At 71.1% G+C, this 13,065-nt stretch carries 10 protein-coding genes; 6 read left to right on the forward strand and 4 right to left on the reverse strand.

Translation table 11 applies throughout. From position 1 onward, the window contains the following. Window positions 1-80: 80 nt before the first annotated feature. Window positions 81-2,072 (reverse strand): amino acid transporter, encoded by a 1,992-nt coding sequence (locus tag ACIQ9E_RS02935; RefSeq protein ID WP_403700923.1) that lies wholly within the window; start codon window positions 2,070-2,072, stop codon window positions 81-83. Between the two features lie 149 nt (window positions 2,073-2,221). Then, window positions 2,222-2,365: a hypothetical protein gene (locus tag ACIQ9E_RS02940; RefSeq protein ID WP_403700925.1), complete on the reverse strand. Its 144-nt coding sequence runs from the start codon at window positions 2,363-2,365 to the stop codon at window positions 2,222-2,224. A gap of 21 nt (window positions 2,366-2,386) precedes the next feature. Between ACIQ9E_RS02940 and kdpF the strand changes: the two genes are divergently transcribed. From kdpF to ACIQ9E_RS02970, 6 genes are all read left to right on the forward strand, one after another. Next, a complete protein-coding gene (gene kdpF, locus ACIQ9E_RS02945; protein ID WP_146483195.1) occupies window positions 2,387-2,476 on the forward strand; it encodes a K(+)-transporting ATPase subunit F in 90 nt (29 codons plus the stop codon). Between the two features lie 7 nt (window positions 2,477-2,483). Beyond that, a complete protein-coding gene (gene kdpA, locus ACIQ9E_RS02950; RefSeq protein WP_403700928.1) occupies window positions 2,484-4,172 on the forward strand; it encodes a potassium-transporting ATPase subunit KdpA in 1,689 nt (562 codons plus the stop codon). After that, window positions 4,169-6,274, forward strand: a complete 2,106-nt coding sequence (gene kdpB, locus ACIQ9E_RS02955) for a potassium-transporting ATPase subunit KdpB (protein WP_403700931.1) — start codon at window positions 4,169-4,171, stop codon at window positions 6,272-6,274. The genes kdpA and kdpB overlap by 4 nt, the downstream gene beginning before the upstream one ends. A 5-nt stretch (window positions 6,275-6,279) precedes the next feature. Next, window positions 6,280-6,957 carry a potassium-transporting ATPase subunit C gene (locus ACIQ9E_RS02960; RefSeq protein WP_403700933.1) on the forward strand — a complete coding sequence of 226 codons (678 nt, stop codon included), beginning with the start codon at window positions 6,280-6,282 and terminating at the stop codon, window positions 6,955-6,957. 126 nt (window positions 6,958-7,083) lie between these two features. Beyond that, window positions 7,084-9,030 carry an ABC transporter ATP-binding protein gene (locus ACIQ9E_RS02965; protein ID WP_403701338.1) on the forward strand — a complete coding sequence of 649 codons (1,947 nt, stop codon included), beginning with the start codon at window positions 7,084-7,086 and terminating at the stop codon, window positions 9,028-9,030. Continuing rightward, window positions 9,027-10,811, forward strand: a complete 1,785-nt coding sequence (locus ACIQ9E_RS02970; protein ID WP_403700936.1) for an ABC transporter ATP-binding protein — start codon at window positions 9,027-9,029, stop codon at window positions 10,809-10,811. The genes ACIQ9E_RS02965 and ACIQ9E_RS02970 overlap by 4 nt, the downstream gene beginning before the upstream one ends. 193 nt (window positions 10,812-11,004) lie before the next feature. Here the strand turns inward: ACIQ9E_RS02970 and ACIQ9E_RS02975 are convergent, their stop codons facing one another. Then, on the reverse strand, window positions 11,005-12,285 hold the full coding sequence (locus tag ACIQ9E_RS02975; RefSeq protein ID WP_403700939.1) for a cation:proton antiporter: 1,281 nt from the start codon (window positions 12,283-12,285) through the stop codon (window positions 11,005-11,007). A gap of 3 nt (window positions 12,286-12,288) precedes the next feature. Next, on the reverse strand, window positions 12,289-12,759 hold the full coding sequence (locus ACIQ9E_RS02980) for a cation:proton antiporter regulatory subunit (RefSeq protein ID WP_403700942.1): 471 nt from the start codon (window positions 12,757-12,759) through the stop codon (window positions 12,289-12,291). Window positions 12,760-13,065 lie beyond the last annotated feature (306 nt).

Below are 13,065 nucleotides of genomic sequence, written 5' to 3' on the forward strand. Positions count from 1 at the left end.
GCCGGGCGGCCTCGGAACCCTGACCCCGGGGCGCCGGAGGCGGGGTTCAGCTCATGTCGGATCCGGGGCCGGGGCGGAGTTCAGCCCACGTGCACCCTGGGGCGGCGGGCCGGGTCCGGTTCCGCGCGGCGGAGGACCTCGCGGACCACCGGGGCCGTCTCGCCCTCGCCGAAGACCAGGAATTTCAGCAGATGGCTCACCGGATGGCCCTCGGTCCAGGTGAAGTACGCGTGGGGGATCCCCCCGGTCTCGTCCCGCAGCCGCATCAGGACCGCCGCGATCGTGTTCGGTACGGTCGGGCCCGCGACCCGGAGCCGCCGGATCCCGAACCGCTCGGAGCCGTGGACCACCAGCTCCTCGGTGAAGTCCGACGAGTCCCTGATGACGACCTCCAGGAAGAGCAGCGGCCGTTTGCTGGGGATATGGGTCTCCTCGCGTTTGCGGTACTCCTTCGCCCGGTACTCCGCCTTGGTGTGCTCGGTCGGGTCGCTGGCCACGATCAGCAGCGGGCCCTTCGCCGCGGCCTCGTGGACCAGGCGCTCCGCCGTACTGTCGAAGACGACGTCCGCCGCCCGCAGCTCGAACGCCCGGTGCACCCGGGAGGCGAAGGACGTCACCAGGATGGCCAGGATGAACAGCCCGGCGATCTTGATGCCGTCGGGGCGTTCGATGACATTGGTGACCGTGGTGTAGAGGAAGACGGCGGTGATGGCGCCGAAGCCGATCCCCGCCCGCCGGTCCCCGGCCTGATGGGCGAAGACGGTGACCGCCAGGGCGGCCGACAGCATCAGCACCAGCACCCCGGTGGCGTACGCCCCGCTCTGCTTGTCGACGTTCGCGTCGAAGTAGAGCGTGATGCCGGTGGCGATGGCCATGAAGACCAGCACGAGCGGACGGACCGCCCTGGTCCATTCGGGTGCCATGCCGTAGCGGGGGAGGAAGCGGGGGACCAGGTTGAGCAGCCCGGCGAGCGCCGAGGCACCGGCGAACCACAGGATGCAGATCGTCGAGACGTCGTACACCGTCCCGAAGACCTCGCCCAGCTCCTGATGGGCGAGGTAGGCCAAGGCGCGGCCGTTCGCCGGGCCACCGGACTCGAAGGCCGGCTCGGGGATCAGCATCACCGTGCTCAGGCTGGACAGCAGCAGAAAGCTGCTCATGATCAGCGCGGCGGTGGTGAGCAGCTTGCGGGTGTCGCGGATCCGTCCGGCCGGATTCTCGTACGTATCGCCGGGAGCGCCTTTGATCTGCGGCATCACCGCGACGCCGGTTTCGAAACCGGACATCCCCAGCGCCAGCTTCGGGAAGACGATCAGCGCCACCCCGACCGCGGCCAGCGGCGACGAGTGCTCGGCGAGCATCGCGTGCCACCAGTCGCCGACGACGACGGGTTCGGTCAGGATCCGGGCCGCCGATGCGACGACCACCACCAGATTGAGCAGCAGATAGACGGCCACCAGGGGGACGGCGACCCCGATGGCCTCGCGGAAGCCCTTCAGGAAGACCACGCCGAGGAGACCGATGAGGCCCAGGGTGATCCAGAGGTTCTCGCCGTGCAGAAAGGACGGGGCGTACGGGTTCTCGACGATATGCGCCGAGGCGTCGGCGGCCGACAGGGTGATGGTGATGATGAAGTCGGTGGCCGCGAACCCCAGCAGGACGAGGACCAGCAGCTTCCCCGTCCACCAGGGCAGCAGCCGCTCCAGCATGGCAATGGAGCCCTCGCCGTGCGGTGACCGGCGGGCCACCCGGCGGTAGACGGGGAGGGCGCCGAAGAGGGTCAGGGCGATCAGCACCAGGGTCGCCAGCGGGGAGACCAGACCGGCGGCGAGGACCGCGATGCCGGGGGCGTAGCCGAGGCTGGAGAAGTAGTCGACACCGGTCAGGCACATCACCCGGTACCAGCGGTGGCCCCCGCCGTCGGCGGGCGGCGTGCCGTGCGGTCCCGGCAGGCGGGCGGTCTGCTCGCTGAGTCCGCTGAGCAGCCAGGCACGGCAGCGGGCGGCGGCCGTACCGCTGCCGCCCGGCGCACCGGCGGGGGCCTCCGGTCCGCTCGTACCCGCTCCGCTCATCCGTGCTCCAGGACTCTCCGGCCGGATTGTGACGTTCCGCGGCCCGCCGTGTGGTTCCTGTCATCCTCACCCGGCCCTCTGTTCCCGGCAGCGCGTACGGACTCCGTACAGGACGCGTCAAGAGCGGTCACCGCGCCGTAAGGGACGTGTCAACGAAGACCGCGAACCGTCCGAAACGGGGTTTCCTCGAACAGTCCGAAACCGAGCAGTTCGAGCAGAAAACAGGAGCTCACGATGGCCGATGTGGCCTTCGTCGTCACCACGATCGCGGTGTTCGCGCTGGTGGCCGTCATCGCCAAGGGGGTGGCGAAGCTGTGACCACCGAGAACATCGTCGGCCTGATCGTCGCCGTCGCCCTTCTGGGCTATCTCGTCCTCGCCCTCCTGTACCCGGAGAGGTTCTAGCCCCGACATGAGTTCCGTACTTGCCGGCGTACTCCAGCTGCTGGCGCTGATCGCCGCGCTCGCGCTGGTGCACCGTCCCCTCGGCGACTACATGGCCAGGGTCTACTCCTCCGACAAGCATCTGCGGGTCGAGAAGTGGATCTACAAGGGCATAGGCGCCGACCCGAACACGGAGATGCGCTGGACCGCCTACCTCCGCGGGATCCTGGCCTTCTCCGCCGTATCGGTCCTCTTCCTCTACCTGCTCCAGCGGGTGCAGGGTTCGCTGCCCGGATCCCTCGGCTTCCAGTCGATCGACCCGGACCAGGCGTTCAACACGGCCGCCTCCTTCGTCGCCAACACCAACTGGCAGTCCTACTACGGCGAGCAGGCCATGGGCCACGTCGTCCAGACGGGCGGCCTCGCGGTCCAGAACTTCGTCTCCGCAGCCGTCGGCATGGCGGTCGCGGTCGCCCTGGTCCGCGGCTTCGCCCGCAGCCGCACCGGTGAACTGGGCAACTTCTGGTCCGACCTGGTACGCGGCGTGGTCCGCATCCTGCTGCCGATCTCCGTGGTCGGCGCGATCGTCCTGGTGGCGCTGGGCGCCATCCAGAACTTCTCCGGAATCCACGGCGTCGGCCAGTTCATGGGCGGCAGCCAGCAGTGGAACGGCGGAGCGGTCGCCTCCCAGGAAGCCATCAAGGAGCTGGGCACCAACGGCGGCGGCTACTTCAACGCCAACTCCGCCCACCCCTTCGAGAACCCCAACCCGCTCTCCAACCTGCTGGAGATCTTCCTCATCCTGCTGATCCCGTTCTCCCTCACCCGGACGTTCGGCCGGATGACCGGCAGCGTCAAGCAGGGGTACGCGATCCTCGGCACGATGGCGCTCATCTGGGTCGGCTTCACCGCCCTGATGATGTGGACCGAGTTCGCCCACCAGGGCCCGGCCTTCCAGGAGGCGGGCGGCGCCTACGAGGGCAAGGAGGTCCGCTTCGGCATCGGCGGCTCGGCGATCTTCGCCGTGGCCACCACCCTCACCTCCACCGGAGCGGTCAACAGCTTCCACTCCTCCTACACCGGCTTCGGCGGCGGCATCACGATGCTGGGCATGCAGCTCGGCGAGATCGCCCCCGGCGGCGTCGGCTCGGGACTGTACGGAATGCTGATCATGGCGATCATCGCGGTCTTCATCGCCGGACTGATGGTCGGCCGGACCCCCGAGTACCTGGGCAAGAAGATCGGCACCCGCGAGATCAAATTCGCCGCCTGCTACATCCTCGTCACCCCGGTCCTGGTCCTCGGCTTCACCGCCCTCGCGATCGCCCTGCCGACCCCGCCGGACTCGATGACCAACACCGCGGCCAACGCGGTCGCGGGCTCGGGCGCGCACGGATTCTCCGAGATCCTGTACGCCTACACCTCGGGCGCCAACAACAACGGCTCGGCCTTCGCCGGACTCAACGCCGACACCGAATGGTTCAACACGACCATCGGCATCGCGATGCTGCTGGGCCGGTTCCTGCCGATGGTCCTCGTCCTCGCCCTGGCCGGCTCGCTGGCCGAGCAGCGGCCCGTACCCGCCACCGCGGGCACTCTCCGTACCGAGAAACCGCTCTTCACCGGGCTGCTGGTCGGCACGATCCTCATCCTCACCGGACTCACCTACTTCCCGGCCCTCGCGCTGGGCCCGCTCGCCGAAGGGCTTGCGTCATGAGCACGATAACTCCCTCCAGGGCGCCCCACGCGGACGTGCCCACCGGCCATCAGCCGCCCGGCGGCCGGGTCGGCGGCGGCCTCTTCGACCCCCGGCAGCTCCTCGTCTCCCTCCCCGTCGCGCTGCGCAAACTCGACCCGCGGACCATGGTCAAGGCCCCGGTCATGTTCGTGGTGCTGATCGGCTCCGTACTGACCACCGGGCTCTCCCTGGCGAACCCCGGCGACTGGTTCGGCTGGGCGATCACCGGCTGGCTCTGGCTTACGGTGATCTTCGCCAATCTCGCCGAGGCCGTTGCCGAAGGGCGCGGCAAGGCCCAGGCCGACACCCTGCGCAAGGCGAAGACCGACACCGTCGCACGCCGGATCACCGGTACGACGGAGGAACAGGTACCCGGCACCGACCTGCGCATCGGGGATCTGGTCGTCTGCGAGGCCGGGGACGTCATCCCCGGTGACGGCGATGTCGTCGAAGGCGTCGCCTCGGTCGACGAATCCGCCATCACCGGCGAGTCCGCGCCCGTCATCCGGGAGTCCGGCGGCGACCGCAGCGCGGTCACCGGCGGCACCAAGGTCCTCTCCGACCGGATCGTCGTCAGGATCACCACCAAGCCGGGCGAGACCTTCATCGACCGGATGATCGGCCTCGTCGAAGGCGCCTCCCGGCAGAAGACGCCCAACGAGATCGCCCTCAACATCCTGCTGGCCTCGCTGACCGTCGTCTTCCTGCTGGCCGTCGTCACCCTCAAACCGTTCGCGGTCCACGCGGGCGCCGACGAGCAGACGTCGATGATCGTGCTCAGCGCGCTGCTGGTCTGCCTCATCCCGACCACCATCGGCGCCCTGCTCTCCGCCATCGGCATCGCCGGCATGGACCGGCTCGTCCAGCGGAACGTCCTCGCCATGTCCGGACGGGCCGTCGAGGCCGCGGGCGATGTGTCGACCCTGCTCCTCGACAAGACCGGCACCATCACCCTCGGCAACCGGCAGGCCGCCGAGTTCGTCCCGGTCCGCGGCTGCACCGCCGCCGAACTCGCGGACGCCGCCCAGCTGTCGTCGCTGGCGGACGAAACCCCCGAAGGCCGCTCCGTCACCGTCCTCGCGAAGGAGAAGTACGGACTGCGCGAGCGCCACCGGGGCGAACTCGACCACGCCGAGTGGATCGCCTTCACCGCGCAGACCCGGATGTCCGGCGTCGACGTCGACGGCCGCAAGATCCGCAAGGGTGCCGCCGGATCGGTGGTGAAGTGGGTACAGGAACAGGGCGGCGAGGTCGCGGAGGACGCCGAACGGCTCACCGACGAGATCGCCGGCGCGGGCGGTACGCCGCTGCTGGTCGCCGTCGAGGACCGGGAGGGCGCCCGGATCCTGGGCGTCATCCACCTCAAGGACGTCGTCAAGGAAGGCATGCGCGACCGGTTCGAAGAACTGCGCCGCATGGGCATCAAAACCGTCATGATCACGGGCGACAACCCGCTGACGGCCAGGGCCATCGCCGAGGAGGCGGGCGTCGACGACTTCCTCGCCGAGGCCACCCCCGAGGACAAGATGGCCCTCATCAAACGGGAGCAGGCGGGCGGCAAGCTCGTCGCCATGACCGGCGACGGCACCAACGACGCCCCGGCACTCGCCCAGGCCGACGTCGGCGTCGCGATGAACACCGGAACCTCGGCCGCCAAGGAGGCCGGGAACATGGTGGACCTGGACTCCAACCCCACCAAACTCATCGAGATCGTCGAGATCGGCAAACAACTGCTGATCACCCGGGGCGCGCTGACCACCTTCTCCATCGCCAACGACGTCGCCAAGTACTTCGCGATCATCCCGGCCATCTTCACGGCCGCCTACCCCGGCCTCGACACCCTCAACATCATGCGGCTCGACTCGCCGGAGTCCGCGATCCTGTCGGCCGTCGTCTTCAACGCGCTGATCATCATCGCCCTGGTGCCCCTCGCCCTGCGCGGGGTGCGCTACCGGCCCACCAGCGCCGACAAGATGCTCCGCCGCAACCTCGGGATCTACGGGCTCGGCGGACTGATCGCCCCCTTCATCGGCATCAAACTCCTCGACCTCATCATCTCCGCTATCCCTGGCATCGGGTGACGACCATGAACACCTCCGTACGGAACACGGGACGGCTCCTCTCGGCCGGCCTGCGGGCCCTCCTCGTCCTGACCGTCGTCTGCGGCGTCCTCTACCCGCTCGCCGTCACCGGGGTCGCCCAGACTCTTTTCAAGGAACAGGCCAACGGCTCCGAGATAACGTCCGACGGCAAGGTCGTCGGCTCGTCCCTGATCGGCCAGCAGTACCACCTGCCGAAGCAGAACCCCGACGATCCCGACGAGGCACCCCGCCCCGACCTGCGCTGGTTCCAGCCCCGCCCGGCCAACGGCCTCGGCAGCAACAGCGTCAACACCCAGTACTCGCTGATCCTTTCGGGCGCCACCAACCGGGCCGGGAACAACACCGAGCTGCTCCAGTGGGTGAAGGACGCCAAGGCGGCGGTCATCGCGGACAACACCACCCCCGGCTACCGCCCGAAGCCCTCGGACATCCCGCCGGACGCCGTCACCTCCTCCGGTTCGGGTCTCGACCCGCATATCTCTCCCGAGTACGCGGACCTCCAGGTCCAGCGGGTCGCGGAACGCAACAAGCTCGACGCCGACCGGGTGGAGAAACTGGTGAAGGACCACACCAGCGGCCGGATCCTCGGGTTCGTCGGGGAGCCGAGGGTCAACGTCCTCGAACTCAACACGGCCCTGAAGAAGCTGGCCGGGCAGGGCTGACGGGCGCCCCCGGCACGGTTGCGGGTGCTGCCCGGCAGCACCCGCAACCTCCGGTGACGGGTTTCCGACGGCGGTGAAATCGACTCGTACCCCCATATCCCCGCCTTCTACTGTGTCCCCATGCGCATGCGCCGAAGCAGACGGTCCGGGGACGGAAAGCGGAAGGCCGCGGCGGGGCTCGGTACGGGCGGGAGTCCGGGCGCCCGCGACCGCGAAGGACCCGTACGCTATCTGCGCTGGACCGCGGCCCGGCAGCCCCGGCGGATCGCCTCCGGAGCCCTCTTCGCCACCCTCTGGCTCGGCGGACTGATCCTGATGCCGTATCTGATGTCCCGCGCCGTCGACGACGGACTGGAGGGCGGCGACCGCGGCACCACCGCGGCCTGGGTCGCCGCCCTCCTCGCCGCCGGCGCGCTCACCGCCCTCTTCGGCACCCTGCGCCACCGCACCATGGCCCGGGTCCGGATCGACGCCGCCTTCCGGACCGTACGCGTCGTCGTCCGCCACTCCACCGCACTCGGCGCGGCCCTGCAACGGCGCGTCGGCGCCGGGGAGATCGTCACCGTCGGCCTCGGGGACGCGGCCACCATCGGCAACACCCTCACCTTCCTCGGCCCCGGCATCGGCAGCCTGATTGCCCTGGGCCTCGTCGCCTTCCTGCTGTTCGCCGTCTCCCCGCCGCTCGCCGCCGTCGTCCTGCTCGGCGTTCCGGTCATAGCGCTCTGCGTCGGCCCCCTCCTCGGCCGCCTCCAGAGCACCGAAGCCGTCTACCGCACCCGGCAGGGCGAACTCGCCGCCCGCTTCGGCGATATCGCGGGCGGACTGCACGTCCTCAACGCCATCGGCGGCAAGGACGAGTACGCCGCCCGCTACCGGCACGGCTCCCGCGCCCTGCGCGACGAGGGCTACCGCGTCGGGGCCGTCACGAGCTGGATCGGCGCCCTCGCGGTCGGACTGCCCACCCTCTTCCTCGCCGTCATCACCTGGATCGCCGCCCGGATGACGGCCCAGGGCCGGCTGACCGTCGGTGAACTCGTCGCCGTCTACGGCTACACCGCGGTCCTCAACATCTCCGTCTCGTACCTCATCGAATGCGGTGACGACATCAGCCGGGGCCTTGTCGCGGCCCGCCGCGTACTCGGCTTCCTCGCCCTCGAACCCGACACCCGCCACGCCGAACCCGGTGCCGCGCTGCCGCCGCCCGACGGGCCCGCGGCCCTCCACGACCCGGACTCCGGGGCCACCGTCGCCCCCGGCACCTTCACCGCACTCGTCTCGGACCGGCCCGCCGAAACGGCCCTGGTCGCGGACCGTATCGCCGGGTTCACCGGCTCCGCCACCACCTGGGGCGGCGTCCGGCTCGACCGGATCGACCTCGCTGCCGTACGGGAGCGGATCCTCGTCGCCGACAACGACGCGGCACTCTTCGCCGGACCCCTGCGGAAGGTGCTCTCCGGCCGCCACGACCGCGCCGACGACCGGATCACCCAGGCGCTGGAGGCTGCCTTCGCCCATGACATCGTCCGCGGGCTGCCCGGCGGACTGGACGCCCCGGTCCGGTCCGGCGGCCGTAACCTCTCGGGCGGCCAGCGCCAGCGGATCCGCCTCGCCCGCGCCCTCCTCGCCGAACCCGAAGTCCTGATCGCCGTCGAACCCACCTCTGCGCTGGACGCCCACACCGAAGCCGCCGCGGCCACCGGCCTCGCCGCCGCCCGGCAGGGCCGCACCACCGTGGTCACCACCACCTCCCCGCTGCTGCTCGACCGGGCCGACACCGTGCACTATCTGGTCGACGGCACGGTCGCCGCCACCGGCAGCCACCGCGAACTCCTCGCCCGCCACGCCGGATACCGGGCGCTCGTGGCCCGGGGAGCGGAAGAACCCGACGGGACAGCAACGGAACCAGGGACAGGGACAGCAACCGGGACAGGGACAGGGACAGGGACAGGGACAGCACCGGAACCAGGGACAGCACCGGAACCAGGGACAGGAACGGGACCAGGGACAGGGACAGGAACCGGGCCCCGGCCCGGCGGACGCGGCGCCCCGGAGCGGACCGGGGCCGCCCGATGAGCGTCCCCCTCCGGATCGCCGCCCCCGAGGACACATCCGCACTGCCCGTCGCCACCGGCGCCCAAGTCCTCCGGGCGGGCCTGCGCCTGATCCATGCCGACCGGCGCGCCTTCGCCGTGGTGCTGCTCCTCAACTTCCTGGCCGCCGGGACCGGTCTCGCCGCCCCCTGGCTGGTCGGCCGGATCGTCGACGAGGTACGCGGCGGAGCCGGGGTCGCCACCGTCGACCGGCTGGCCCTCGCCATCGTCGGCTTCGCCGCCGTACAGCTCCTGCTGGTCCGCTGGGCCGGGCTGGCCGGCCACCGCTTCGGCGAACGGAGCCTCGCCCGGGTCCGGGAGGAGTACGCGGAACGCGCCATCGCCGCCCCCGCGTCCGTTGTCGAACGCGCCGGTACGGGCGATCTCACCAACCGTGGCACCACGGATATCGCGATCGTCGGCGTCACCCTGCGCGACGCCGTCCCCGACGCCCTCGTCAACGGCGTCCAGTCGCTGTTCGTCATCGGCGCCGTCTTCGCCCTCGACCCCCTGCTCGGCGCCGTCGGCCTGTTGAGCCTGATCGGGGTCTGGCTGGCCACCCGCTGGTATCTGCGCCGCGCCGGAACCGCCTATCACGAGGAGGGCACGGCGAACTCGGCACTCGCGGAGGAACTCGCCGTGACCGCGGCCGGATCCCGGACCGTCGAGGCCCTCGGGCTCCAGCGGGAGCGCACCGAAGCGGCCGAGGCCGCGGTCCGGGACTGTCTGCGCACCCGCTTCCGGACCCTCTACCTCCGGTGTGTCTTCTTCCCCGGTATCGATATCGCCTACCTCGTCCCGGTGGCGGTCGTCCTGCTGCTCGGCACCGTCCTCGTCGAAACGGGGACCGTCACCCTCGGTGCCGCCGTGGCCGCCACCCTCTATCTCCACCGGCTGGCCCAGCCGCTCGATGCCCTCCTCATGAGGGTCGAGCAGCTCCAGAGCGGCGGGGTGGCCTTCGCCCGGGTCGAGGGCCTCGGCCTGATCCCCCGTACCGACCGGGACGGCGAGGCGCCCGATCCCGACGGGCAGCGGATCGTGGTGGCGGGAGCCCACTTCGCGTACGACGGCGGGGGAGACGTCGTACAGGGCGTCGAACTGACCGTACGCCCCGGCGAACACCTGGCCGTCGTCGGCCCGTCCGGCGCGGGAAAGACCACCCTCGGACGGCTGCTCGCAGGTCTGGACGCGCCGCACCGCGGCTCGGTCACGGTCGGCGGGGTACCGGTCTCCGCACTCGGCCCCGCGCAGCTCCGCCGCCATATCGCGCTCGTCACCCAGGAACACCACATCTTCCTCGGCACCGTCCGCGACAATCTGCGGATCGCCGCCCCCGGCGCCGGGGACGACGAGCTGCGGGCCGCCCTCGCCGCCGTGGGCGCCGCGGGCTGGGCCGACGCCCTGCCCCACGGCCTCGGAACCGAACTCGGCCCCGGCGGGCACACCCTCGACGGCGCCCGGTCCCAGCAGCTCTCCCTGGCCCGGGTGGTGCTCGCCGACCCCCACACCCTGGTACTCGACGAGGCCACCGCCCTGCTCGACCCGCGCACCGCCCGCCACACCGAACGGGCGCTGGCCGCCGTCCTCGGCGGCCGTACCGTCATCGCCGTCGCCCACCGCCTTCAGACCGCCCACGACGCCGACCGGGTGGCGGTGATGGAGGACGGCCGGCTGACCGAACTCGGCACCCACGACGAACTCGTCGCGGCGGGCGGCGCCTACGCGGCCCTGTGGGAGACCTGGCACGGCGGGCCCGAGCGGTAGCCCCCGGTCGCGGGCGGGAGACCCGGCACGGCGGGCCCCGAACGGCAGCCCCCGGTCCCGGCAGGAGAGCGGCGGCCCCGAGCGGCAGCCCCCGGTCCCGACAGGAGGAGAGCGGCGGCCCCGCCGCCCCGGGCGTGCGAAGACCGCCGCCCCCGGCCGGAGACGGCGGTCTGCATCCGGGATGCCCCGCGGACTACGCCGGTTCGGTCGCGGACTTCGGGTCGGGATCCACCGCCGGGCCCGTCACCGGGTCCTCCACGGCGACCGGGTGCGCGTGCGGCTCCGCCGCCGCGACCGGGACCTCCTTCACCACGGACGCCTTACCGGACTCGGTGAACCGCAGCAGCAGCGGCTCGGTCCAGCGCGCGGCCAGCGGTCCCAGGATCACCAGGATCAGGACGTACGCCGTGGCGATCGGCCCGATCCTCGGCTCCGACGCCACCGCCAGTCCCGCGATCACGATGGAGAACTCCCCGCGCGCCACCAGCGCGCCGCCCGCCCGCAGCCGGCCCTTGGGGCCGATGCCCGCGCGGCGGGCCGCGTACCAGCCGGTCGCGATCTTCGTCGCCGCGGTGACGATCGCCAGCAGCAGGGCGGGCAGCAGCACCGGCGGGATCTCGGTCGGATCCGTCGACAGCCCGAAGAAGACGAAGAACACGGCCGCGAAGAGGTCCCGCAGCGGTGTCAGCAGCCTCCGGGCCCCCTCCGCGACCTCCCCGGAGAGCGCGATACCGACCAGGAACGCGCCGACGGCCGCCGACACCTTCAACTCCGCGGCGACACCCGCGACCAGCAGGGTCAGCCCGAGGACCACCAGCAGCAGCATCTCCGGATTGTCGGAGTTCACCGCCTTGCTGATGATCCGTCCGTGGCGCAGCGCCAGATAGAGGACGATGCCGACGGTGCCCAGTGCGATGAGGAGGGTGACGCTGCCGCCCGCGAGACCGACGCCCGCCAGCAGGGCCGTCAGCAGCGGCAGATACACCGCCATCGCGAGATCCTCCATCACCAGGATCCCGAGGACGACGGGGGTCTCGCGATTGCCGAGCCGCTCCAGATCCGTGAGGACCTTGGCGATCACACCGGACGACGAGATCCAGGTGACACCCGCCAGCGCGACCGCCGCGACCGGGCCCCAGCCCAGCAGCAGCGCGGCCGCGGCACCCGGCAGCGCGTTGAGGACGAAGTCCACCAGACCGGACGGATACTGCGTTTTGAGGCTGCCGACCAGCTCGGAGGCGCTGTACTCCAGGCCGAGCAGAAGCAGCAGCAGGATGACGCCGATCTCCGCGCCCACGGCGACGAAGTCCTCACTCGCGCTCATCGGCAGCAGTCCGCCGGTGCCGAAGGCGAGTCCGACCAGCAGATACAGCGGGATGGGGGAGAGGCCTATCCGGCCCGCGAAGCGGCCGATCAGCCCCAGCCCGAGGATGATCGCGCCGAGTTCTATCAGCAGGGTCGTGGTCTCGTGCACGAATCAGCCTTCCGCGATGAGCTGGGCGAGGGCGTCCACGCCTTCACGGGTGCCGACGGCGACGAGGGTGTCCCCGAGCGCGAGCCGGAAGTCCGGCGCGGGCGACGGGTGGGCACCGGTCCGCCGCAGTACGGCGACGACCGAGGCGCCCGTCCGCGAACGCGCCCTGGTCTCCCCGAGCAGACTCCCGATGTACGGGGAGCGGGTGCCGACCTGGATGTGCTCCGTCACCAGGTCGATGCCGTCGGTCCGGACGGCGTCGATCGGCTCGGGGTCGATGAGGTGCGCCAGCGCGGTGGCCTCCTCCGAGGAGAGGGGGACTTCCACCACACAGGCGTCGGGATCGTCCGATTTGTAGAAGCCCAGGAACCGGCGGCCGTCGTGGTGGACGACGACGGAGATGTGCCGACCCGCCTCGGTGGTGAAGTCGAATTGCGTACCGACTCCCGGCAATGGGGTCCGACGAGTGCCCATGGTCGCCTCCCGGGGCGTGACCGAGCCGCCCAACGGCCGGAGTGCCGATGAGCGGCGGAAAATGTGCTGTACACCGGCATTTTACGGTGTACGTGACAAGCCACCACGGGCGCGGTGCGGCAAGGGCCCCGCCCTGGCGGGATGCCGGGCGCGTGCTTTCCCCTGTTGCCCGGTTGGTCTATGGTGCCGGGTGCCGAGGGGAGGCCCGATGCCGGGTGCGGTCGAGCGGAAGTGCGCCGTCGAAGGGGCGTTACGGCGCCCGGCCCGGCGGTACCGGGGACGGACATCGTGACGGCGACCGGAGCG

The sequence above is a fragment of the Streptomyces sp. NPDC094448 genome (assembly GCF_044763775.1).
GTDB lineage: Bacteria > Actinomycetota > Actinomycetes > Streptomycetales > Streptomycetaceae > Streptomyces.